This is a genomic window from Micromonospora sp. ALFpr18c (genome assembly GCF_008868155.1).
Lineage (GTDB): Bacteria > Actinomycetota > Actinomycetes > Mycobacteriales > Micromonosporaceae > Micromonospora.
This window is the reverse complement of record NZ_WBKR01000033.1, coordinates 1-23,719: the sequence shown is the minus strand read 5'-3', so window position 1 is coordinate 23,719 and position 23,719 is coordinate 1. Positions and strand designations below refer to the sequence as shown.

Annotated in this window: 19 protein-coding genes; 5 read left to right on the top strand and 14 right to left on the bottom strand. The window is 71.9% G+C overall.

What is annotated here, in order from left to right:
* Window positions 1-19: 19 nt before the first annotated feature.
* The 6 genes from ccsB to hemL are packed head-to-tail and all read right to left on the bottom strand — an operon-like array spanning window position 20 to window position 6,036.
* A complete protein-coding gene (gene ccsB / locus F8271_RS09275; RefSeq protein ID WP_151489289.1) occupies window positions 20-997 on the bottom strand; it encodes a c-type cytochrome biogenesis protein CcsB in 978 nt (325 codons plus the stop codon).
* Window positions 997-2,652: a cytochrome c biogenesis protein ResB gene (locus F8271_RS09270; protein ID WP_151489288.1), complete on the bottom strand. Its 1,656-nt coding sequence runs from the start codon at window positions 2,650-2,652 to the stop codon at window positions 997-999. Before F8271_RS09270 ends, ccsB begins: the two co-directional genes overlap by 1 nt.
* Window positions 2,652-3,473, bottom strand: a complete 822-nt coding sequence (locus tag F8271_RS09265) for a cytochrome c biogenesis CcdA family protein (protein ID WP_151489287.1) — start codon at window positions 3,471-3,473, stop codon at window positions 2,652-2,654. The genes F8271_RS09270 and F8271_RS09265 overlap by 1 nt, the downstream gene beginning before the upstream one ends.
* On the bottom strand, window positions 3,473-4,042 hold the full coding sequence (locus F8271_RS09260) for a TlpA disulfide reductase family protein (protein WP_151489286.1): 570 nt from the start codon (window positions 4,040-4,042) through the stop codon (window positions 3,473-3,475). The genes F8271_RS09265 and F8271_RS09260 overlap by 1 nt, the downstream gene beginning before the upstream one ends.
* On the bottom strand, window positions 4,042-4,689 hold the full coding sequence (locus tag F8271_RS09255; RefSeq protein ID WP_151489285.1) for a histidine phosphatase family protein: 648 nt from the start codon (window positions 4,687-4,689) through the stop codon (window positions 4,042-4,044). The genes F8271_RS09260 and F8271_RS09255 overlap by 1 nt, the downstream gene beginning before the upstream one ends.
* 6 nt (window positions 4,690-4,695) lie before the next feature.
* Window positions 4,696-6,036: a glutamate-1-semialdehyde 2,1-aminomutase gene (gene hemL, locus F8271_RS09250; protein ID WP_151489284.1), complete on the bottom strand. Its 1,341-nt coding sequence runs from the start codon at window positions 6,034-6,036 to the stop codon at window positions 4,696-4,698.
* 166 nt (window positions 6,037-6,202) lie between these two features.
* Between hemL and F8271_RS09245 the strand changes: the two genes are divergently transcribed.
* Window positions 6,203-6,538 carry an STAS domain-containing protein gene (locus tag F8271_RS09245; RefSeq protein WP_007454492.1) on the top strand — a complete coding sequence of 112 codons (336 nt, stop codon included), beginning with the start codon at window positions 6,203-6,205 and terminating at the stop codon, window positions 6,536-6,538.
* Window positions 6,539-6,638: 100 nt separating this feature from the next.
* Here F8271_RS09245 and F8271_RS09240 read toward each other — a convergent pair whose 3' ends face one another.
* Both F8271_RS09240 and F8271_RS09235 read right to left on the bottom strand, forming a co-directional pair.
* The gene (locus F8271_RS09240) at window positions 6,639-8,252 is read right to left on the bottom strand and encodes an ABC transporter permease (RefSeq protein ID WP_151489283.1); all 1,614 of its coding nucleotides are present in this window, start codon (window positions 8,250-8,252) and stop codon (window positions 6,639-6,641) included.
* The gene (locus F8271_RS09235) at window positions 8,249-9,145 is read right to left on the bottom strand and encodes an ABC transporter ATP-binding protein (protein WP_151489282.1); all 897 of its coding nucleotides are present in this window, start codon (window positions 9,143-9,145) and stop codon (window positions 8,249-8,251) included. The genes F8271_RS09240 and F8271_RS09235 overlap by 4 nt, the downstream gene beginning before the upstream one ends.
* A gap of 91 nt (window positions 9,146-9,236) precedes the next feature.
* On the opposite strand from F8271_RS09235, the gene F8271_RS09230 reads away from it, so the two are divergent.
* On the top strand, window positions 9,237-9,734 hold the full coding sequence (locus F8271_RS09230) for a GbsR/MarR family transcriptional regulator (protein WP_151489281.1): 498 nt from the start codon (window positions 9,237-9,239) through the stop codon (window positions 9,732-9,734).
* A 9-nt stretch (window positions 9,735-9,743) separates the two neighbouring features.
* On the opposite strand, the gene F8271_RS09225 is transcribed toward F8271_RS09230, so the two are convergent.
* Together F8271_RS09225 and F8271_RS09220 are read right to left on the bottom strand one after the other, a co-directional pair.
* On the bottom strand, window positions 9,744-10,298 hold the full coding sequence (locus tag F8271_RS09225) for a two-component system response regulator (RefSeq protein WP_151489280.1): 555 nt from the start codon (window positions 10,296-10,298) through the stop codon (window positions 9,744-9,746).
* On the bottom strand, window positions 10,295-14,662 hold the full coding sequence (locus F8271_RS09220) for a HAMP domain-containing protein (RefSeq protein WP_151489279.1): 4,368 nt from the start codon (window positions 14,660-14,662) through the stop codon (window positions 10,295-10,297). The genes F8271_RS09225 and F8271_RS09220 overlap by 4 nt, the downstream gene beginning before the upstream one ends.
* 285 nt (window positions 14,663-14,947) lie before the next feature.
* On the opposite strand from F8271_RS09220, the gene F8271_RS09215 reads away from it, so the two are divergent.
* A complete protein-coding gene (locus F8271_RS09215) occupies window positions 14,948-17,023 on the top strand; it encodes a SpoIIE family protein phosphatase (RefSeq protein WP_192580208.1) in 2,076 nt (691 codons plus the stop codon).
* Between the two features lie 22 nt (window positions 17,024-17,045).
* Here F8271_RS09215 and F8271_RS09210 read toward each other — a convergent pair whose 3' ends face one another.
* Window positions 17,046-18,404 carry an FAD-binding oxidoreductase gene (locus tag F8271_RS09210; protein ID WP_151489277.1) on the bottom strand — a complete coding sequence of 453 codons (1,359 nt, stop codon included), beginning with the start codon at window positions 18,402-18,404 and terminating at the stop codon, window positions 17,046-17,048.
* 96 nt (window positions 18,405-18,500) lie between these two features.
* Between F8271_RS09210 and F8271_RS09205 the strand changes: the two genes are divergently transcribed.
* Both F8271_RS09205 and F8271_RS32275 read left to right on the top strand, forming a co-directional pair.
* Window positions 18,501-20,597, top strand: coding sequence for a S9 family peptidase (locus tag F8271_RS09205; RefSeq protein ID WP_151489276.1), 2,097 nt, complete (start codon window positions 18,501-18,503; stop codon window positions 20,595-20,597).
* Between the two features lie 130 nt (window positions 20,598-20,727).
* A complete protein-coding gene (locus F8271_RS32275; RefSeq protein WP_192580207.1) occupies window positions 20,728-20,898 on the top strand; it encodes a hypothetical protein in 171 nt (56 codons plus the stop codon).
* A gap of 23 nt (window positions 20,899-20,921) precedes the next feature.
* Here F8271_RS32275 and F8271_RS09200 read toward each other — a convergent pair whose 3' ends face one another.
* Genes F8271_RS09200 through F8271_RS09190 form a run of 3 tightly spaced genes read right to left on the bottom strand, consistent with a single transcriptional unit; the run spans window position 20,922 to window position 23,676 of the window.
* Entirely contained in the window at window positions 20,922-22,445 is a 1,524-nt protein-coding gene (locus tag F8271_RS09200; RefSeq protein ID WP_151489275.1) for an FtsX-like permease family protein, read from the bottom strand.
* Window positions 22,442-23,143 (bottom strand): ABC transporter ATP-binding protein, encoded by a 702-nt coding sequence (locus F8271_RS09195; protein ID WP_151489274.1) that lies wholly within the window; start codon window positions 23,141-23,143, stop codon window positions 22,442-22,444. Before F8271_RS09195 ends, F8271_RS09200 begins: the two co-directional genes overlap by 4 nt.
* Window positions 23,140-23,676 carry a PadR family transcriptional regulator gene (locus F8271_RS09190; protein WP_151489273.1) on the bottom strand — a complete coding sequence of 179 codons (537 nt, stop codon included), beginning with the start codon at window positions 23,674-23,676 and terminating at the stop codon, window positions 23,140-23,142. Before F8271_RS09190 ends, F8271_RS09195 begins: the two co-directional genes overlap by 4 nt.
* Window positions 23,677-23,719 lie beyond the last annotated feature (43 nt).

Here is a 23,719-nt window from a genome sequence, read left to right as displayed (position 1 = left end):
GTTCTACATTCTGTGGGGATTAGTCCAACCCGCCGTACGAGTGCAGGCCGGTGAAGAAGATGTTCACGCCGAACAGGTTCATCAGCATGGTGAGGAAGCCGAGCACCGCGATCCAGGTGGCCACGTTGCGCTTGACGCTGGGCGTGGCGCGAGCGTGCAGGTAGCCGGCGTACACCACCCAGGAGATGAACGCCCAGGTCTCCTTCGGGTCCCAGCCCCACGGCCGACCCCAGGCCGCCTCGGCCCAGATCGCACCGGCGATCACCGCGAACGTGAAGATCGGGAACGCGAAGGCGTGCAGCGCGAAGGTGAGCCGCTCCAGGCCGACCGCGCCGGGCAGCCGCTTGGCCAGGGTGTACGGGAAGCTCCGCTTGCCCTGCTCGTACCCGTTGCGCATCAGGAAGCCGACCGCCGGCACCACGCCGAGCAGGAAGATGCCGGACGCGAAGACGATGGTCGAGACGTGGATGACGAACCAGTACGAGTTCAGCGCCGGCACCAGCGGCACGATCGGCACGTACAGCACCAGCTCGGCGGTGGCGACCAGCAGCACCATCACCAGGGTGAGGAACAGCCCGAGCTTGCGCAGCAACGGCCGCTTCCAGAGCACCACCAGCCAGGCGGCGACCCCGATGAACGTCACCGTGAGCACGAACTCGTACATGTTGCCCCACGGCATCCGGTCGGCGGCCAGACCCCGCGTGACCAGCGCCGCGAGGTGCAGCACGGCGGCCAGCGCGGTGGCCCCCACCGCGACCAGGCCGGCGATCCGGGCACGACGTGCCGCGCCGTCGGCCGTCGGCGGGACCGGCGCGGGCGGCTCCGGGATGACGCCGCCGCCACCGCCAACCCCCGCCCCCACCAGCTCGCGGGCGGGCGACGCCACGGCGACCCGGGTACGCGCGTTGCCCAGCGCGTACTCGACGGCGTGACTGATCATCGCGATCAGGTACGTCAGGATCGCGAAGGTCACCAGATTGTCGGAGAGCGCGGACATCACTCGGTCCCTTCTCGCACACCGGCCCGGTCGCTGGAGTCAGCGTCGGTGTCGGCCCGCTCGGCAGCCCCGTCGGCACCGCTCACAGCGGTGACGAGCTGGGCGAACTCGTCGGCGAACCCTGGATAGTCGGTACGCGGCAACCCACCGACCTCCATCAAGCTACTACCGCTTGTCGGAGATTCGTGCGTCGGGTCGGCCGATGTCACCCGGAACCACACCCGGCGGCGCTTGCCGAACAGCGAGCCCATCAGCCCGACCAGCAGGACACCGCAGCTCACCAGCAGCATCGTCGAGCCGGGATCGTGCCGGACGGAGAGCGTGACGTACCGCTCGGTGCCCAGGAACTCGACGGTCGTGCCATCGTCCAGCGTCCAGGTCTCGCCCTTGCGGAGCAGCTTGGTGCCCACCTCCTTGACCTTGCCGGCGCGCACCTGCCGCTGGTCGAGCTGGTAGACCGAGCCGGGGATGCCGGCGTCCAGGCCGAGGTTGCCCCGGTACGCGACGAGGTTCAGCGTCGGGTTGCGCTCGGTCGGGTACTCCGAGCGGACGAACGGGGCCTTCTGCGGCGCGGTCGGCAGGTAGATGCCGGTGAAGGCCACCTGCTGATCCGGTGCGCGCTGACCGGTCGCCGGGTCGACGTTCGCGTCCGGGAAGGCGGCCAGACCCTCGCTGGTCAGGCCCATGTCGCCGGTCGTCAGGAACGGTGTGGTGCTGGTCTGACTGCGACCGAACCGGTCGGTGTAGCGGATCACCGGGGCGTACCCCTGGCCGAGCAGGTAGACGCTCGCGTCGGCGAGACGCAGCGGCGAGTTCACCGAGAAGTCCGCCCTGCGGGTCGGCTCGTCGGGGCCGTCGACGGTCACCGTGGCGTTGAAGAACTCCGGCTGACCGGACGGCAGGAACCGGGCCTGGAAGTCGTCCAGCCGCAGGCAGAAACGGGGCAGCTCGGCGCTGTCCACCCGAGGGCCGAGCTTCGCCTCGGCGTACTGCTGGCGGGTGTTGCAGAACGCGTTGTCCGCGCCCGCCACGAGCAGGCGGTTGCCGCTCCAGCCGTACCAGGAGCCGAGCGCCACGCCGAGCAGCACCGCGATCAGCGAGGTGTGGAACAGCAGGTTGCCGGTCTCCTTGAGGTAGCCCTTCTCGGCGGAGACCTCGTCGCCGCGTACCTCGACGCGCCAGCGCCGCTTGCGCAGCACCTGGGCGATGGCCGCCGTGCCACCGGCCGGAGCGGGCAGCACGGTGTGCTGCGGCAACCGCGCCATCCGCTTCGGTGCGGCCGGCGGCCGGGACCGCAGCGCTCGGACGTGGTCGCGCAGCCGGGGCAGGATGCAGCCGATCAGGGACGTGAACAGCAGCAGGTAGATCGCGGAGAACCAGACCGAGCCGAAGACCTCGAACGCGCCGATCCGGTCCAGTCGGGGTGCCCAGTCCGGGTGGTCGACGAAGTACTGGTTGACCTTCTCCGGGCTGATCCCGCGCTGCGGCAGCACCGAGCCGGGGATGGCGGCGATCGCGAGCAGGAAGAGCAGGATCAGCGCCGTACGCATGCTGGTCAGCTGCCGCCACGAGTTGCGCAGCAGGGCCAGCAGCCGGTTGGGACGGCGCCCGGGCGCCGGTGCAACGGTCTCCGGCCGGTCGTCGACGACCGTCATCAGATGCTCACCTCGCCCACCCCGACGGTGGTCTGCAACCAGATCACGAAGCTCTGCCATCCGCCGGTGATCAGCGCCAGGCCGATCACGATGAGCAGGGCGCCGCCGACCCGGGTGACCCAGCGGCTGTTGCGCCGGATGGCGCGGAAGACCCCGAGCAGGCGCTGGAAGCCCAGCCCGAAGACGATGAACGGTATCCCCAGCCCGAGGCAGTACGCCACGGCGAGCACCACGGCACGGTCACTCTGGCCGCTGGTGGCCGCCATGCCCATCACCGCGCCGAGCGTGGGGCCGGTGCAGGGCACCCAGCTGAGTGCGAAGACCGCACCGAAGATCGGTGCGCCGAGCAGCCCCGCCGACGGCAGCCGGGAGATCCGGAACTCGCGTTGCAGCGCCGGGATCATCCCGAGGTAGCCCAGACCGAGCACGATGATCAGGGCGCCGACGACGATCTCCAGCTGCCGCTCGTACTCGAAGAAGACCCGGCCGATGCCGGCGAACAGGATCGCGGTGGCGACGAAGACGACGGTGAAGCCGGCGATGAAGAGCAGCGTCCCGGCCAGCACCCGGCCCTTGACGGCCGCCGTCGCGGCCCGCTCGCGGACGGCGACTCCCCCGCCGCCCTCGGCGGGCGCGGGATCGGCCGCCGGCCGACGGCCCTCCAGGTCGGCGCCGGCCAGACCGGTGACGTACGAGAGGTAGCCGGGCACCAGCGGCAGTACGCACGGGGAGAGGAAGCTGAGCAGGCCGGCGAGCGCCGCGGCGCCGATGGCGAGCAGCAGTGGCCCGCTCAGGGCCAGCTCCCGGAAGGTCTCGCCCATCAGTTCGACGCCGGCTTCTCGGCGGCGACCCGCTCGACGATCGGTTGCAGACCCTCCTGCTTGACCGCCGCGCGGATGACCGCGGCGACCCGACCATCCCGGTCGAGCACCACGGTCGCCGGCACGGTGTTCGGCGGGATGTCCAGGTCGAGCGCGAGCCGGCTGGACGGGTCGAAGAGGCTCGGGTAGGTGACCCGGCCCTCCTCGAACGCCTTGGCCTTGTCCCGCGAATCCTGCACGTTGATGCCGAGGAACGTCACCCCGGTGGCCTTGGTGGCCTGGTAGGTGGCCTCCAGGTCGTCCGCCTCGGCGCGGCACGGCGCACACCAGGAGCCCCAGAAGTTGACCACCACCACCTGGCCGCGGGCCTGGTCGACGTCGTAGCTGCCGCCGGTGAGCAGCTCACCGGCGAGCTTCGGGGGTGCCGAACGCTGGTCCGGCGCACACTCGATGACCCCGTCGGTGGTGGTCGTGCAGGTCTTCTCCTGACCCTTCGACGACGTACAGCCGACCAGTGCCACCGCGGCGACGGTGGCGAGCAGACCGGCGGTCCACCTGCGGGCGTTCATCAGGCCCCCTTGGCCGTCCGGGCTGTCGCGGAGAGGGCGATCAGGTGGGCGGCCGGCTCGCTGTAGCCGATGCCCACCACCTTCGCGCCGTCGAAGTGGAAGGAGGTGAGGCTCGCAAGCCCGCACTGCCGCTTGCGCGGATCGTGCCAGAGCCGCTTGCGCTCGACGTAGCGGCGCAGCGTCCAGATCGGCAGCTGGTGCGACACGAGCACCGCCTCGCGGCCCTCGGCGGCGACCCGGGCGGCGTGCACGGCGGCGAACATCCGCTCGGCGATGACCCGGTACGCCTCACCCCAGGACGGCGTCACCGGGTCGCGCAGCACCCACCAGTTGCGCGGGTCACGGAACGACCCGTCACCCGGGGAGACCTTCTTGCCCTCGAACCAGTTGGCGCTCTCGATCAGCCGCTCGTCGACACCGACCGGCAGCCCGAACTGGGCGGCGATCGGCTCGGCGGTCTGCTGGGCGCGTTCCAGCGGGCTCGCCACCACGTGCACGACCTCCCGCTCGGCGAGGCCCTGCGCGGCGGCCTTGGCCATCTGCACGCCCAGCTCGGACAGGCGGAAACCGGGCAGCCGGCCGTAGAGGATCTGGTTGGGGTTGTACACCTCGCCGTGCCGGAGCACGTGGACCACCGTCTTGCTCACCGCTCGCTACCCCCCGTGACCAGCCGCTGCCGCCGCCGCGTTCGCCGCTGTCGGCAGCGCGGCGGCGATGTGCTCCAGAGCGGCGTCGTCGATCGCCGCCGACACGAACCACGACTCGAACGCGCTCGGCGGCAGGTAGACGCCGGCGGCGAGCATCGCGTGGAAGAACGCCTTGAACGCCGGCACCTGCTGGGTGCGGGCACTGTCGTAGTCCACGACGTCGGCGTCAGTGAAGAAGATCGAGAACATGCTGCCCGCGTACGACAGGCGGTGCGGCACCCCGGCGGTGGCCAGCGCGTCCGACGCCAGCTTGCCCACGACGGCGGCCGTCTCGTCGAGGCGGCGGTACAGCGCGTCGTCGGCGAGCCGCAGCGTGGTCAGGCCGGCAGCGCAGGCGAGCGGGTTACCGGAGAGCGTGCCGGCCTGGTAGACCGGGCCGGCCGGGGCGAGCCGCGCCATGATCTCCGCGCGCCCGCCGAACGCCGCGGCGGGCAGGCCACCACCCATGACCTTGCCGTACGTCCACAGGTCGGCGTCGGAGGCGTCGAGGCCGTGCCATCCGGCGCGGGAGACCCGGAACCCGGTCATCACCTCGTCCACCACGAGCAGTGCGCCGTGCGCGTGCGCGATCCGGGCGAGCTGCTGGTTGAAGCCGTCGCGGGGGGCGACCACTCCCATGTTGCCGGCGGCGGCCTCGGTGATCACCGCGGCGATGTGCGGGCCCTCGGCGGCGAATGCCTCCTCGACGGCCCGGATGTCGTTGTAGGGGAGAACGATCGTCTCGCTGGCCGCCGCGCCGGTCACACCGGGCGAGTCGGGCAGGCCCAGGGTGGCCACGCCGGACCCGGCGGAGGCGAGCAGCGCGTCGACGTGACCGTGGTAGCAACCGGCGAACTTGACGATCTTGGAGCGGCCGGTGAAGCCGCGGGCCAGCCGGATCGCCGACATGGTCGCCTCGGTGCCGGAGTTGACCAGGCGGACCTGCTCCACCGGGGTCCGGTCGACGATCTCGGCGGCCAGCTCCACCTCACCGGGGGTGGGGGTGCCGAAGCTGGTGCCCCGGGCGGCGGCGGCCTGCACGGCGTCCACCACCTCGGGGTGGGCGTGCCCGAGGATCAGCGGACCCCACGAGCAGACCAGGTCGACGTAGCGGCGGCCGTCGGCGTCGAACAGCCACGGACCCTCGCCACGGACCATGAAACGTGGGGTGCCGCCGACCGCCTGGAAGGCGCGCACGGGGGAGTTCACCCCGCCCGGCACGATGGCGCGGGCGCGGTCGAACAGGGCCTCGGAGGCCGGCGCGTCGGCCGGGTAACGGCCAGATCCGGCGGAAACGATGTCGGTCACGATGGGGCCATTGTGTCAGCGCCGGACGGCCAACCAGCAGCCACCCCGGGCCGGGGTTACCGGGCTCACCCACCATCGGCGCTCGTCGGAGGCTGCCGACACCGGGGTCGGGAGTGGCTCGCGGCCTCGACAGGCCGGGCCGGCTGGATCGCGCTAGGCTGACCGGGTGGATCGTGCCGAACTGTCCATCACGCTACACCGGACGGGCGACGAAGCAGTGCTGCGCCTGGCCGGTGAGATCGACATGCTCACGGCCGCCCAGCTCTCCACGGTCGTCAACGAGGTGCTGGCCGACCCGCCGCCGCGCATCGTGCTCGACCTCGGTGGCGTCACCTTCTGCGACTCGCAGGGCCTGGGCACGCTGGTCGTCCTCAGCCGCAAGGCCAGCCACGCGCAGAGCCTGCTGATGCTCACCCACGTGGGCGATTTCCTGATCCGTGTCCTGGACATCACCGGCCTGCGCAGCGCCCTGATGATCCGCAACGACCAGCCCACCGGCTGACCCCACCCGGGCCACCGCCCCCTCGCCTTCCTTGATTGATCATGAGGTTGACGGGTCGTCGGGGCAGCGGATCGCCCGCCAACCTCATGATCAACGCGGGTCAGGGGGTGGGAACGTCTCGGGACTGGAAGGTTCTCAGGGCCAGGGTTAGCAGGGCTGCCGCGATCACCGTCAGGGCTGCCAGGGGCGTGGCCGTCCAGTTGTCGCCCAGGACCTGCGGGGTGTGGGTGAACGGGGAGACGTCAAGCGCCCACTGGCTCAGCTTCAGCACCGCGCCGAGCTGACCGAGCAGCAGGCAGCCGGCGAGGACCGCCCAGGCCACCGACGACAACCGGGGCAGCCAGCCCACCAGCAGCGCCGCGAGCCCGGCGAGCACCCAGGCCGCCGGCACCTGCGCCAAACCCACGCCGAGCAGCCGGGGCACCTCGCCGCCGACGTCGCCGACGCTGAGGCCGTACGCCAGCCCGGTCGCGAGCCCCGTTACGGCCAGCACCAGCACGGGACCGAGCAGCGCGAAGACCAGGTGCGCCGCCAACCAGCGGGTCCGGCTCACCGCCGTGGCGAGCAGCGGTTCGGCCCGCCCGGCGGTCTCCTCGGCCCGCGCGCGCAGCGCGGCCTGGATGCCGTACCCGGCGGCGGCCAGCGCGGTCAGGCTCAACGTGCTCCCGAGGTACGCCTCGGCCAGGGTCGATGAGCCGCCCAGGCGGGCCAGGATCTCGGCAACCTGCTCGTTGCCCTCCACCGCGTCGCCGGCCGCGTCGGCCGCGCCGCCCAGCACCAGGCCGAGCAGCCCGAAGCCGACGGTCCAGCCGAGCAACTGACCCCGGTGCAGCCGCCACGCCAGTCCGAACGGGCCGGTCAACAGCGCGCCCGCGGAGGCCGGGCCGAGCCGGGGCGGGAACACCCCGGCGCCGAGGTCACGGCGCACCGAGACGGGGTACGCGACGAGCGCGAGCACCGCGCTGAACAGCACCGGAAGCAGCAGCACCCACCAGCGTTCGCCGGCGAAGGCCCGACCCCGGGCCGCCCAGCCCAGCGGTGACAGCCAGCTCAGCCACTCCGCGCTCCCGCCGGTGCCACCGGAACCCCCGGCGTCACCGCCCAGCCGCAGCGCGAACGCCAACCCGAGCACGCCCAGGCCGATCCCGCGCGCCCCGCCGGCACTCTCGGTGAGCTGCGCGGCCAGCCCGCCGACCGTGGCGAACACGATGCCGGTCAGCGCCATCCCGGCGCCGAAGAGCAGCGAGCCGGTGCCGGGCAGGCCCGCGGCGACGAGGCCGCCGGCGGCGAGCAGGCCGAGCAGCACGTTCGCGGCGTACGTGACGAGCAGCGCCGCGGTCAGACCGGCGTACCGGCCCAGCACGGTCGCGCCGAGCAGCTCCCGCCGGCCGGCCTCCTCCTCGGTACGGGTGTGCCGCACCACCATCAGCACGCTGACCAGCGCGGCTATCACCGCGAGCAGGCCGGCCCGCTGGACGGTGAGCGCGCCGATGCTGTCGCCGTACACCGGGCCGAGCAGGGCGACGATCGACGGGTTGCTCGCCGTCCCGGCCAGGTAGGCGGCCCGCTCGGCGGCGGTCGGGTAGAGGCCGGTGTACGCGCTGGCGTAGCTGGCCGGCAGCACCGCGAGCAGCAGGATCCAGATCGGCAGCACGACCCGGTCCCGGCGCATGATCAACCGCACCAGGTGCCGGGTGCCGGTGAAGGAGGTCATGACCGCACCTGCTCGGCCTGGTAGTGCCGCAGGAACAGCTCCTCCAAGGTCGGAGGCTGACTGACCAGACTCCGTACGCCGATCTCGGTGAGCTGACGCAGCGCGGCGTCCAGCGCGGCGTTCTCCACGTCGAAGCGCACCCGGTGCCCGTCCACCCGCAGGTCGTGTACGCCGGCGAGCTGACCCAGCCCGTCCACCGGGCCGATCAGCTCCGCCTCGATCGAGGTGCGGCGCAGGTGGCGCAGCTCGGACAGGGTGCCGGTCTCCACGTCCCGCCCGTTGCGGATGATCGTCACCCGGTCGCAGAGCGCCTCCACCTCGGCCAGGATGTGACTGGAGAGCAGCACGGTACGGCCGTCGGTCCTGGCCCGGCGGACCCAGTGCTGGAAGACCTCCTCCATGAGCGGGTCCAGGCCGGAGGTCGGCTCGTCCAGGATGAGCAGTTCGGCGTCGGAGGCGAGGGCCGCCACCAGGCCGACCTTCTGCCGGTTGCCCTTGGAGTACGCCCGGCCCTTCTTGCGGGGATCCAGCTCGAAGGAGTCGAGCAGCTCCGCGCGGCGGGTCGGGTCGAGGCCGCCGCGCATCCGCCCGAGCAGGTCGATGACCTCGCCGCCGGACAGGTTGGGCCAGAGCGTCACGTCACCCGGCACGTACGCCAGCCGGCGGTGCAGGGCCACCGCGTCGCGCCACGGGTCACCGCCGAGCAGGCGGACCGTTCCCGCGTCCGCCCGCAGCAGGCCGAGCAGCGCCCGGATGGTCGTCGACTTGCCGGCCCCGTTCGGGCCGAGGAAGCCGTGCACCTCACCGGCGTGGACGGTCAGATCCAGGCCGTCGAGCGCCCGGGTCCGGCCGAAGGTCTTGACCAGGCCGGACACCGAAATCGGAGTTTCCATACTTCGGAAGCTACACTCGTTTCACAAAGTTGTGAAGACTGTGAGAGTCGGGGCACCATCGGTGCCCACGACACGCGTAGAAGGGACCACCATGGCAGCCGTCGACGGCCACGACCCGGTGCACCTCTTCGTCGAACGGATGGCGTTGACGTTCGCCGAGGTCGGCTTCCCCCGGATGGCCGCCCGGGTGCTGTTCACCGTGATGAGCGCCGACGACCCGCTCACCGCCGCCGAGATCGGCGAACGACTCGGGGTGAGCGCGGCGGCGGTCAGCGGCGCGGTGCGCTACCTCACCCAGTTCGGCATGCTGATCCGCGAGCCAGTCCCCCGCTCCCGCCGCGACCGTTACCGAATGCCGGAGAACCCCTGGTACGAGGGGACCATCACCAAGACCGCGATCTACAAGACGTTCATCGACGCGGCCAGCGCCGGGGTGGATGCCCTCAACGGCCCGCAGACACCGGCCGGTGAACGGGTCGCCGAGATGCGCGACTTCTTCATCTTCGTTCAGGAAGAGATCGACTCGCTGGCTGAGCGCTGGCGGATCCGCCGGGCCGAGACTGGACACCTGCGCCCCAGCGAGGTCTGAGCAGCCCGGTCAGGCGCTGTTGCCCCAACGGGCCTGCTCCAACAGCTCCACCGCACGGTCCCGCGCCTCCCGGTCGTCGGAGCGGAGCAGGGTGGTGGCCTCGTCCACCGCGTCGGTGAGCCGCCGCCACTGCGCCTCCCGCTCCCGCACCAGGTCCGACTGGGCGGCCAACTGCCGGGTCTTCACCCACAGCTCGACGAAGACCGACACCTTGGCCCGCAGCACCCACGGGTCGAACGGCTTCGTCAGGTAGTCCACCGCGCCCACCTGGTAGCCCCGCAGGGCGAGCTGGGCGTCCCGGTCGGCGGCGGTGAGGAAGATGATCGGCACGTGCCGGGTCCGCTCCCGACGCTTGATGTGGCTCGCCGTCTCGAACCCGTCCATGTCCGGCATCTGCGCGTCCAACAGGATCACCGCGAAGTCGTCCACCAGCAGCTGCTTGAGGGCCGCCTCGCCGCTCTCCACCGCCACCGACTGGACCGGCAGGCCCTGGAGGATCGCCTCCAGGGCCATCAGGTTCTCCCGGCGGTCGTCCACGAGCAGCGCCTTGGCCATCTGGGTCACGAAGTCTCCTCGGTCCGGCTGCCGCTGATCCACGACGACATCAACTCGATCAGGTCGTCCAGGTCGACCGGCTTGGTGATGTAGTCGCTGCCCCCGGCCGCGAGCGCCGACTCGCGGTCACCCGGCATCGCCTTCGCGGTCAGGAAGACGACCGGCAGGTCCGCGAAGCGGTGGTTACGGCGGATCTGGCGGGTGGTCTCGTACCCGTCCTGGTCCGGCATCATGGCGTCCATCAGCACGATGTCCACCTCCGGATGCTCGGCCAGCAGGCGGACACCGTCCGCCCCGTTGTCCGAGTACAGCACGGTCATCCCGTGCAGCTCCAATGCGCTGGTCAGGGCGAAGACGTTACGCACGTCGTCGTCCACGATCAGCACGGTCGCCCCGTCCAACTGGCGGGTGGCCGGCGCCTCGGGTCGCTCCGGCAACAACTCCAGCGGCGGCATCAGCAGCGACGACGGCAGGCCGGCGCGCTGCGGAGACGGTGACTGAGGCGCGACCACGGCGTCCGGGGCCAACACCTGCGGCACGAAGAGGGTGAAGGTCGAGCCCTGACCGGGCACCGACGAGACGGTGATGGTGCCGCCGATCAGTCGGGCCAGATCGCGGCTGATCGACAGCCCCAGGCCGGTGCCGCCATAGCGGCGACTGGTCGTGCCGTCGGCCTGCTGGAACGCCTCGAAAATGATCGACAACTTGTCGTCGGAGATGCCGATCCCGGTGTCGATCACGGTGAACGCGATCACCTGCTGAGCGTTCGTCAGCGCCGGGACGTCGAAGACCACGTTCTCCGCCGCCGGGGCGATCCGCAGTGTCACCGCACCGTTGTCGGTGAACTTCACCGCGTTGGAGAGCAGGTTGCGCAGGATCTGCTGCAACCGCTGCGCGTCGGTCACCAACGCCGGCGGCAGATCCTTGCTCACCCGTACCTGGAAGTCCAGGTTCTTCTCCTCGGCCTGCGGCGCGAACGCCTGCTCGACGAAGCCGCGCAGCTCGGAGAAGCGGATCTCGGTCGGCTCGACGTCCATCCGACCCGCCTCGATCTTGGACAGGTCGAGGATGTCGTCGATCAGACGCAGCAGGTCGGAGCCGGACCCGTGGATGGTCCGCGCGAACTCGATCTGCTTCGGGCTGAGGTTCTGCTCCGAGTTCTCGGCCAGCAGACGGGCCAGCAACAGCAACGAGTTCAGCGGGGTACGCAGCTCGTGGCTCATGTTGGCCAGGAACTCCGACTTGTAGGCCGACGCCCGGGTCAACTGCTGAGCCTTCTCCTCCAGGCCCAGCCGCGCCAGCTCGATCTCCCGGTTCTTCGTCTCGATGTTGCCCTTCTGCTCGGACAGCAGAGTGGCCTTCTCCTCCAGCTCGGCGTTGGTGCGCTGCAACTCCGCCGACTGCTCCTGCATCTCGTGTGCCAGCCGCTGCGACTGGGCCAGCAGTTGCTCCGTACGCCGGTTGGCCTGGATGGTGTTGACCGCGATGCCGATGGTGAGCACCAGCCGCTCCAGGAACGACAGGTGCAGCTCGGAGAAGGCCGACACGCTTGCGAACTCGATCACCCCGAGCAGCTCACCCTCGAACAGCACGGGGAGCACCACCAGGTCGGACGGGGGTGTCTCGGCCAGACCGGACCGCAGGGTGAGCCGGCTGTTCGGTGAGGCGCTGACCCGGATCGTCCGGCGCGAGAGGGCGGTCTGCCCGACCAGCCCCTCACCCGGCCCGAAGGTGACGTCGTGCCCCCGCGCCACGTACCCGTACGAGGAGGTCAGCCGCAGCCGCATGCTGCCGTCGGTGTCGTCGGCGAGGAAGAAGGCGCCGAGCTGGGCGTCGACCAGCGGGGTCACCTCCGTCATGATCATGCGGCAGACCTCGCCCAGGTCCCGTTGGCCCTGCAACAGGCCACCGATACGGGCCAGGTTGGAGTCCAGCCAGCCCTGCTCGGCGTTCTTCTTGGTCGTCTCCCGGAGGGTGACGATCATCTGGTTGATGTTGTCCTTCAGCTCGGCGACCTCGCCCTGCGCCTTGACCGCGATCCGCTGGGTCAGGTCGCCGCGGGTCACCGACGTGGACACCTGGGCGATGGCCCGCAGCTGGGTGGTCAGCGTCGAGGCGAGCTGGTTGACGTTCTCGGTGAGGTCACGCCAGGTGCCGGACACACCCTTGACCTGCGCCTGACCGCCGAGCTTGCCCTCGATGCCGACCTCGCGGGCCACCCGGGTCACCTCGTCGGCGAACGACGACAACTGGTCGACCATCGTGTTGACCGTCGACTTGAGCTCCAGGATCTCGCCCTGCGCGTCCACGGTGATCTTCTGGCTGAGGTCACCCTTCGCCACCGCCGTCGTCACCGAGGCGATGTTGCGGACCTGGCTGGTCAGGTTGGACGCCATCGAGTTCACGTTGTCGGTCAGATCTCGCCACGTACCGGAGACGCCCTTGACCTGCGCCTGACCGCCGAGCTTGCCCTCGGTGCCCACCTCGCGGGCCACCCGGGTCACCTCGTCGGCGAACGACGACAGCTGATCGACCATCGTGTTGACCGTCGACTTGAGCTCCAGGATCTCGCCCCGCGCGTCCACCGTGATCTTCTGGCTGAGGTCACCCTTCGCCACCGCCGTGGAGACCTGCGCGATGTTGCGGACCTGGGCGGTCAGGTTCGACGCCATCGAGTTCACGTTGTCGGTCAGATCCCGCCAGGTGCCGGCGACGCCGCGCACCTGGGCCTGACCGCCGAGCTTGCCCTCGGTGCCCACCTCACGGGCCACCCGGGTCACCTCGTCGGCGAACGACGACAACTGGTCCACCATCGTGTTGACCGTCGACTTCAGCTCCAGGATCTCGCCCCGCGCGTCCACCGTGATCTTCTGGCTGAGGTCACCCTTCGCCACCGCCGTGGTCACCGACGCGATGTTGCGGACCTGGCTGGTCAGGTTCGACGCCATCGAGTTCACGTTGTCGGTCAGGTCCCGCCACGTACCGGAAACGCCCTTGACCTGCGCCTGACCGCCCAGGTTGCCCTCGGTGCCCACCTCACGCGCGACCCGGGTCACCTCGTCGGCGAACGACGAGAGTTGGTCCACCATGGTGTTGACGGTGTTCTTCAGCTCCAGGATCTCGCCCTGTGCGTCCACTGTGATCTTCTGCGACAGGTCGCCCTTGGCCACCGCCGTGGAGACCTGGGAGATGTTGCGGACCTGGCTGGTCAGGTTGCCGGCCAACTGGTTGACGTTCTCGGTGAGGTCGCGCCAGGTGCCGGAAACGCCCCGCACCTGGGCCTGGCCGCCGAGCTTGCCCTCGATGCCCACCTCACGCGCCACCCGGGTCACCTCGTCGGCGAACGACGAGAGTTGGTCCACCATCGTGTTGACGGTGTCCTTCAGCTCCAGGATCTCGCCCTGCGCCGCCACCGTGATCTTCTGCGACAGGTCACCGCGCGCCACCGCCGTGGAGACCTGCGCGATGTTCCGCACCTGGGCGGTCAGGTTCGACGCCATCGAGTTGACGCTGTCGGTCAGGTCCTTCCAGGTGCCGGCCACGTTCGGCACCTCGGCCTGGCCGCCCAGCTTGCCCTCGGTGCCCACCTCGCGGGCCACCCGGGTCACCTGCTCGGCGAACAGCCGCAGCGTGTCCGTGAGGTAGTTCATCGTCGCGGCCAACTCGGCGACCTCACCGCGCGCGCCGACCGTGATCTTCTGCGACAGGTCGCCCTTGGCCACCGCCGTCGCCACCTGTGAGATCGACCGCACCTGGCCGGTCAGGTTCGACGCCATGGTGTTCACCGAGTCGGTGAGGTCCTTCCAGGTGCCGGCGACGCCCCGGACGTCGGCCTGTCCACCCAACTTGCCCTCGGTGCCCACCTCGCGGGCCACCCGGGTCACCTCGTTCGAGAACGACGACAACTGGTCGACCATCGTGTTCACGGTGCGCCCGATGCGCAGGTACTCACCGCGCAGCGGCCGACCGTCGATCTCCAGTGCCATGTGCTGGGACAGGTCGCCGTCCGCGACCGCCACGATCACCCGGGCGATCTCCGTGGTCGGCCGGCCCAGGTCGTCGATCAACGAGTTGATCGCCCGCTGCCCCTCCGCCCAGGAACCGTCCAGCCCTTCGTCGTCCAGGCGCTCGGTGAGCCGGCCGTCCCGGCCGACGATCCGGCTGATCCGCCGCAGGTCCAGGTACTGCCGTTCCTGGAGCGAGACCACCTCGTTGAAGGCGTCCGCCACCTCACCGGCCGTACCGGCGCGGCGGGGTAGCCGGACCTTCAGGTCGCCGCGACGGACCCGTCGCAGCGCCTCGGTCAACTCACCGAGGAGCGCCTCGTGGTCGGACGCGGACGGATCCGCCACCGACTGCTTCGCCGTGGTCATCATTCCTCGCTCAACTCGGGGGCGCCGGTCCGTGCGGACACACCGACACCCCATATTGTGCCCGCGCGCGCCGCAGTGCCAGGGTGCGCGACCCGCCGGACCGTCCCGGACACCGCATCGATCCGCCCGGGGAGGACCGATCCGGTACGGTGCGTCGCAGACCTCGCTCCGGTGCCCGAACCCGCCACGCGGGCCCGATTCGGCGCACCCGGGCGGGCGATCTCGGTGCCAGCACCTCCCCCGCGCGGGGCGACGGTGATCGGCTTGGCACCCGGCGGGGGAACGATGGAGGATACGAGGGTGTCAGCCGAGGCGGGGCCCGCGACGGCCGGGGCCCGGAACGGGGCGGTCCGGCACGTCCGTCTGCCCGCCGACCGGCGTACCCCCGCCGCCGCCCGCGCGGTGGTCCGCTCGGTGTTGACCGAGGCGCACCTGGACGAGCTGGCCAACGAGGCTCTGCTGCTCACCACGGAGCTGACCACCAACGCCGTCGAACACGCCCGTACCGAACTGGACATCGACGTCGTCGCGGACGAGGTGGGGCTCACCGTGACCGTCTCCGACTTCGCGGCCGGCTCGGGCGACGAGCTGACCGTCGGCACCCGCAACGACGCCACCGAGATCAACGAGGTGTCCGAGCGGGGTCGGGGGCTGCTGCTGGTCGACCACTTCGCCAGCCGTTGGGGCACCACGTACCTGCCCACCGGCAAGGGCGTCTGGTTCCGGCTGGACCGCCCCGGCGCCGACCCGCGCGGCGGCACCGACCCCGAGGGGTCGGCGACACCGATCGCGGCCGACGACCGCTCCGCGCCGAGCGCCAACGCCATGAGCGAACTCATGCAGACCGCCCCCGACATGTACGCGGACGACCCGCTGCCCGACTTCGCCGCCGGCCTGCTCAGCCGCCTCGCCGAGATGGTGGGAGCGGCCGGCGGCGCGATCCGCCTGGACCGCGGCGACGGGCAGGGCCGGCAGGTGCTGGCCCGCTTCGGCCGGCAGCCCCGCGACGACAGCGAACTGCTCCGGGTGCCACTGACCGTGCACCGCCCGTACGGCGGGGAGCTGGAGTTGGACGCCGCGCCGTCCGCGTACGCCCGGCCCCTCGCGGTGCTCACCGCCGAGCGGCTGTCGTTGCACCTGGAGAACGACCGGCTGCGCCGGGCCGACGTCCGCCGGCAGGCGTGGCTGACGTTCCTGGCCGAGGCGAGCGAACTGCTGGCCCAGTCGCTGGACGTCGAGCTGACCATGGCGCTGATCCCGCAGCTGGTGGTGCCCCGACTCGGCCAGTGGTGCGCGGTGCACACCACCGACGAGTGGGGTCGGCTGCGGTTGGCGGCGGCGACCCACGCCGACGAGTCGATGCTGCCGCAACTGCACAAGGTGCTGGCCGAGACTGGCCAGGATTCGATCCAGGCGCGGCTGCGCGAGGCGTCCCGCAGCGCGGCGCAGATCCCGCTCGGTGGGCCGATGGAGGGGTTCGCGGTCCCGCTGATCGCGCGCGGGCAGCGACTCGGCACGCTGGCCGTGGGGCGGCATCAGCGACACCGGCACGACCCGGACGAGGTGGCCGTCCTGGAGGACGTGGCCCGGCGGGCCGCGCTGGCCATCGAGAACGCCCGCATCCACGCCGAGCGCCGGCGGGTGGCGCAGACCCTCCAGCAGTCCCTGCTGCCCCCGGCGCTGCCGCTGGTGGACGGGATCGGCTTCGCCGCCGAGTACGTCCCGACCGGCGACGACGCCGAGGTGGGCGGCGACTTCTACGACGTGGTGCCGCTGCCCGACGGGCGCTGGCTGGTGGTGATCGGCGACGTCTCCGGCAAGGGTGTGCAGGCCGCCGCGGTCACCGGGCTGGTCCGCGACGTGATCCGGGTGCTGGTCGGCGACGGCAAGCCGTTGCCGGAGGCGCTGGCCCGGCTCAACGAGACGCTGGTCGAGCGGGGCAGCGGCCGGTACTGCACGTTGGCCCTGGCGGCGGTCGGGCCGGGCGACGGCAACCAGCTGGACGTCGCGCTGCACCTGGCCGGGCACGACCGACCGGTGCTGCTGGCCGGCAAGGGCGGCGCCGCGTTCGTCGGCACCGGCGGCACGGCGCTCGGCCTGCTCGACACGATCACCTCGCCGACGGCGCAGATCGCACTCGCCCCGGGCGACTCCCTCATCTTCTACACCGACGGCGTCACCGAGCGGCGGCGCGGCCGGGAGTTGTTCGGCACCGACCGGTTGCGTGACGCGGCCGCGCCACTGGCCGGCTACTCGGCCGACGTGGTGGCCGCCCGACTGCGCGCCGCCGCGATCAACTTCTCGGTCGAGCCGCCCCGCGACGACATCGCCATCCTGGTGCTGCGCAACGACATGGTCTGACCAGGTGCCCGGGCCGGGTCCGTCACAGGCCGCCGGGCAGGCGACCGGGGGCGAGCCGGTGCTCCGGGTCGAGATGCTCCTTCGCGACCCGGAGCTGGGCCAGGCCGGCGATCTCGCCCCACAGGTCGACCGCCCGCCGGACCGGTGCGGGGGCGGAAACCACCACGCAGCGACCCTGCCGGGCCAGCAGCACCCCGCGCACGGCGGCCAGGATGGACGCCACCCGGTCGGGGGCCAGCGTGCCGGGCAGCGCCGCGTGCACCACGCCCAGCCCGGCGGAGCCCCGGACCGGCACCGGGCTCCCGGCCGCGTCGCGCAGCGCGTACACGGCGGCGTGCAGGTCGCTGATCGGCACCTCCAGGCGCAGCGCCGTGTCGCCGGGGGCGAACGGGTAGCGACGCCACCACGTCGGGGCGGAGTGCGCGACCGTGGCCTCGCCGTGCAGCAGGCCGACCAGGCGTTCGGCGCGTTCGGTGACGTCGGCCGGGCCGCCCTCCAACAGCACCACCAGGCTGCCTGCGCGGGACGGGGCGCCGGACCGGCCGGACATCGACGGGTGGCGCTCCCGGGCGGTGGCGGACGGGTGACCGGGCGGGTACGGCGTGCGCGGCCGGGGCGTACCGCCGGGAAGGTCGAGCTCGATGGCCGCCGGATCCAGGCGGGCGGCGAGGATCATCCGGACCAGGTCGTGCACCTCCAACGGGGTCCACACCGGACGGGACACCCACAGCCGGCTGGCCGGCACCGGCTGCACGCGCAGGCTCGCCGAGACCAGCACGCCGAGCGCGCCCTGCGAGCCGCAGAGCAGCCGGGCCAGGTCGAGACCGGGTGCGCCGCCACCGGCGCTGACCAGCTCGCCGTCGGCGCCGAGATAGCGGACGCCGAGGAGCTGGTCACAGGGGCTGCCGTGGCGGTGCCGCAGCGGGCCGGACTCACCGGAGGCGAGCACCCCGCCCAGGGTCGCCCCGGGCGACGGAGCGTCCAACGCCAGCCGTTGCCCGGTGCGCTCCAGCGTCGCCTGCACCGCCCGCAGCGGCGTGCCGGCACCCACCTCGGCGACCGGTGCGCCGACCGGCTCGTGACCGATGCCGGCCAACCGGCCGGTGTCGAGCATGATGTCGACCTGCACCGGCGCGGCACCCCAGTCGATCTTCGTGCCGGCGCCCCGGGGCACCACCGTCAGGTCGTGCGCGGCGGCCAGCCGCAGCACCTCGGCGGCGGCGTGCGGACCGCCGGGGACCGCCACCCAGCGCGCCCGCCGCCCCGCCACCTCGTCGGCCGCCCCGCCGAGCCGGGAGAACGGTGGACCGCAGATCGCCGCCAACCGCCGGGTGATCTCGAGGGCTCCGGACCGGCCGAGGGAACTCGCTGCTGCCGCCATGCCGGCCATCGTACATGTGTTCGAAAGCCGTGGTGGTGGATATCGGGATGCCGCTGGTCCGGCGCGCCGAGCGGCCCGGCCGGTAACGTGGCCGCCGTGACCACCGAGACTGCCCCGCCCGCGGCGAAGCGGGTGCCCACCGAGCGCACCCACCACGGCGACACGGTCGTCGACGAGTACGCCTGGCTCGCCGCCAAGGACGACCCGGAGACGATCGCCTACCTGACCGCGGAGAACGCGTACACCGACGCGCGCACGGCGCACCTGGCCGAGCTGCGCGCCGACCTGTTCGAGGAGACCCGCCAGCGCACCCGGGAGACCGACCTGTCCGTGCCCACCCGCAAGGGCGGGCACTGGTACTACACCCGGACGATCGAAGGTCAGCAGTACGGGGTGCACTGCCGCCGCGCGGTCCGCGACGGCGAGACCGAGCCGCCGGTCAGCGCGGACGGCGCCCCGCTCGACGGCGAGGAGGTGCTGCTCGACGGCAACCTGCTGGCCGAGGGGCACGACTTCTTCGCACTGGGCGCCTTCGACGTCAGCCCCGACGGGCGCTGGCTGGCGTACTCGACCGACTTCTCCGGCGACGAGCGGTTCACCCTGCGCGTGAAGGACCTCACCACCGGCGAGCTGCTGCCCGACGAGGTACCGGACACGTTCTACGGCACCGCCTGGTCGGCCGACGCGTCGGTGCTGTTCTACGTGACCGTCGACGACGCCTGGCGACCCAACAAGGTCTGGCGGCACACCATCGGCTCGGCCGCCGCCGACGACGTGGTCGTCCACCAGGAGGACGACGAGCGGTTCTGGGTCGGGGTGGAGCTGACCCGCTCGGAGAAGTTCATCCTCATCGACATCCACAGCAAGGTCACCAGCGAGGTGCTGGTGATCCCGGCCGGCAACCCGGCCGGGGCGCCGGCCGTGATCGCGCCACGCCGGCAGGGCATCGAGTACGCGGTGGAGCACCACGGGCACCGCTTCCTCATCCTGCACAACGACGGCGCGGAGGACTTCGCGCTGGCGTTCACCTCGGCCGACGTTCCGGGCGACTGGGTGCCGCTGATCGAGCACACCCCCGGCACCCGGCTGGAGGCGGTGGACGCGTTCGCGAACCACCTGGTGGTGTCGCTGCGCACCGACGGGCTCACCGGCCTGCGGGTGCTGCCGGTCGGCAGCGACGACGGGTACGACATCGACTTCCCCGAACCGCTGTACAGCGTCGGCCTGGACGCCAACCCGGAGTACCGCACCGGGCAGATCCGCCTGCGCTACTCGTCGCTGATCACCCCCGACTCGGTGTACGACTACGACCTGGTCACCCGGCAGATGGTGCTGCGCAAGCAGAAGCCGGTGCTGCCCGGGCCGGACGGACGGCCGTACGACCCGGCCGAGTACGAGCAGCACCGCGACTGGGCGCTCGCCGACGACGGCACCCGCGTGCCGATCTCGCTGGTCTGCCGGGTCGGCACCCCGCGGGACGGCTCGGCACCGTGCGAGCTGTACGGCTACGGCTCGTACGAGGCCAGCATGGACCCGTGGTTCTCGGTCGCCCGACTGTCCCTGCTGGACCGGGGCGTCGTCTTCGCGGTGGCGCACATCCGGGGCGGCGGTGAGCTGGGCCGGCGCTGGTACGACCAGGGCAAGATGCTGGCCAAGAAGAACACCTTCACCGACTTCGTCGCCTGCGCCCGGCACCTGGTCAAGGCCGGCTGGACGGCCAGCGACCGGCTGGTCGCCCGGGGCGCCTCGGCCGGTGGCCTGCTGATGGGCGCGGTCGCCAATCTCGCGCCGGACGCGTTCAGCGGGATTGTCGCGCAGGTGCCGTTCGTGGACGCGCTCACCTCGATCCTCGACCCGTCGCTGCCGTTGACCGTCACCGAGTGGGAGGAGTGGGGCAACCCCCTCGACGACCCCGAGGTGTACGCGTACATGAAGTCGTACACGCCGTACGAGAACGTGACGGCGGTGGACTACCCGGCGATCCTCGCGGTGACCAGCCTCAACGACACCCGTGTGCTCTACTCGGAGCCGGCGAAGTGGATCGCCCGGCTGCGGGCGACCGCCCCGCAGGGCGACTACCTGCTCAAGACCGAGATGGGTGCCGGGCACGGCGGGCCGAGCGGCCGCTACGACGCCTGGCGCGAGGAGGCGTTCATCAACGCCTGGATCCTGGATCGCCTCGGCCGCGCCTGACGACGCCCAGCGGGCGTGATCACCGTGACGGGCATGATCGCGCTCGATCGTGGAAGTAGTGGCCTCGGCCGGCCGGCGAGGCCACTACTTCCAGGAAGCTGCACGATCATGCGCACCTAGACTTCCCAGGGTGAGCGACGAGGTCGAATCAGGCACCGACACGCCGCCGGGTGCGGCCCGGCGTATGTCGGCGTGGATGATCCTGGGGGTGGTGGCCGCCGCCCTGGTCGTCTGCTGCTGCTCCGCGGCCGCCGGTCTCTTGATCTCCTGGTCGGCGGGCCTCTTCCACGCTCCGACCTGACCGGCGACGTGGTGCGGATCAGGTCAGGCCGCGCGTAACTCGTCCAGTGCCGTGCTGACGCGAAGGAAGAGCAGGCCGACGCCGACGGTCACCAGCACCGCGGCCAGCGCGCCGGCACCGAGCCACGCCAGGTGCTCCAGGGGTACGTCCGGAACCTGCTCGACCGGCGGCGTCTCCACGACCCGCGTGTACTGGGCGCGGGTGGCCGGGTCGGCACAGAGCGCAGCGGTGGCGTTGCAGACCTCCGTCGACGACCCGCCGGTCGTGGCTTTCGGGAAGAGCCCTCGGCCGAGCAGCGTGCCCACGGTGAGCGCGAGCAGGATTGCCGGCACCGCCGGGGCCAACGCCTGCCAGGCCACGGAACGGCTCAGCGTGGCGCGGGGCACCCCCGTCGCGACCAGCGCGGCGTACGCGCGTCGACGGGCGACGATCCCCTCGACCAGCGCGACCATCAGCCCGCCCGCCGCGATCAGCACCGCCACCGCGACCGCGGCGTCGACCAGATCCATGGTCGACAGGTAGAACGAGTCGGCGGCCTGGTCCACCCCGCCGAGTCGGCTCTGCTCCCGGTCAAGCTGGTCCTGTGCCGCGAAGAAGGCGCGCAGCGCGGCGGCGCCCCCGCCGAAGATCAGGGCGGCGAGCAGCGCGGCGAACGTACGGCTGCCCGCCCACGGGTCGGCCATCAGCCGGCCCGCCGCGAGCAGGGCGGCCGGGTGGCGGCCATGCCGACGCAACAACCGCCCGCAGGTGTACGAGATCCAGCCGGTACCGATGACCACACCGATCATCGCCGTGAGCCCACCCGCCACGAACAGCAGCGGCACCAGCCAGGCCAACACCTCGTCGTTGCCCTCGAACTGGAACAGCACCGGGCGGACCGCGATGAACGCGGCCAGGCCCACCGCGATCAACAACCCGGCCCACGGCCGCGGACCACGCTCGCGGGGGGCCTTACGGCTCACCCCGAGCGGGCTCGTGGTGACCGTACGCAGCATCAGGGCGGTGGCCAGCGCCGCGACCACCGGCAGACCGAGCACCACCGCGGCCATCGCGCCGGCCGACGGCAGCACGTCGGTGGGCAGCGCGAGCTGGCCCTGCCCGTCCGGGCGGTGCAGCAACTCGCGGCCACCCAGGTAGACACCCAGCCCGGCGAGCGTGCCGAGCAGGGCGGCCACGCCGGTCTCCAGCACCGCCAGCCGGGTGACCTGACCGGGGGTGGCGCCGGCCAGCCGGAGCCCTGCCAGCCGACGGTCCCGGGCCGGCGCGCCGAGCCGGGCGCACTGACCGGCCAACGCCAGCACCGGGATGGTCAGCATCAGCAACGCGAACGTCGTCCCGCCGCGCAACCCGGGCTCGCGCAGCAGCGCGTTGCCGTACTGCTCCGACTTCGCCCACGCGTCGCCCGGCGGTTTGTCGATCGCCAGCACGGCGAGCGCCGCCAGCCCGGCCAGGGTCGCCAGCAGGGCGCTGAGCGCGGTGAGCACCACCCGGGCGGTGTCGGTGCGGGTGCCGGCGAGCGCGAGCCGGACCAGCGTCCCCGGCCTCACCGGGCGCCGCCGGCCAGCGGCACGTCGAGCCCCAGGCCGGTGTGGTCCACCAGGCCGTCGCGCAGCACGATCTCCCGATCGGCGTACGCGGCGATCCGCGGCTCATGAGTGACCAGCACGACGGCGGTGTGCTGCTCGCGGGCGAGCCGGACCAGCTGGGTGAGGACCTGCTCACCGGTGAGCGTGTCCAGCGCACCGGTCGGTTCGTCGGCGAAGAGCACCCGCGGCTCGGTCACCAACGCCCGCGCCGTCGCGCAGCGCTGCTGCTGACCGCCGGACATCTCACCCGGCCGGACGTCGGCCAGGTCGGCCACCCCGAACCGCTCCAGCCAGGTGAGCGCCGCCGTCCGTGCCTCTCGCCGCCCCGTGCCGGCGAGAAGCAGGGGCAGGGCGACGTTCTCCGCCGCGGTCAGCTCGGCGACCAACTGGCCGAACTGGAACAGCACCCCGAACTCGGTGCGCCGCAGCCGGGACCGGGCCGCCTCCGACCAGGTGTCGATCCGATGGCCACGCCAGGTGACCTCGCCGACGTCCGGGCGGAGGATCCCCGCCAGGCAGTGCAGCAGGGTCGACTTGCCGCAGCCGCTCGGACCGGTGACGGCGACGATCTCACCCTCGGCCACGTCGAGCGTCACGCCACGCAGGGCGGGCGTCGGGCCGTACGCCCGAACCACGCCGCGAGCCTGGAGTTGCGTCACGGATGCACCTCCCGGTGCCAGTCGGCGACCCGGTCCAGGGTGGCGCGCAGCCACCGCAGGTCGGCGTCGAGGTGGGCGATCGCGAAATCGGCCGCGACCACATCGCTGAGGGTGGCGGCCGGGTCGGCCTTGACCGCGGTCAACTCGCGCAGCCGCGCGGTGTGCGCGCCGCGCTGGGCGATCAGATAGGAGCGGGCCCGGTCCACGTCGGCGACCAGCAGCGCCACGACGACCTTGGTGAAGAGCGTGCTGGCCACGTACGGCATCGGAGGCTCCACCGTGGACAGCCACCGGTCGAGCGTGGCCCGACCCTCACCGGTCAGCGCGTACGTCGTCCGGTCCGGTCCGGCCGCCCGGTCCTGACCGGCGGCCGCCACCAGACCGTCGCGTTGCAGGCGCCCGAGCGTCGCGTAGACCTGCCCGAACGCCAGCGGCCGCGCCCGGGGCAGCCGCTCGTCATGCGCACGCTTGAGGTCATAACCATGCCGGCTCCCACCAGCGAGCAACCCCAGCAGAACGTGCGACGTAGACACAAGTCAAACTATTCACCAAGCGAATACCCAAGTCAACAACCCA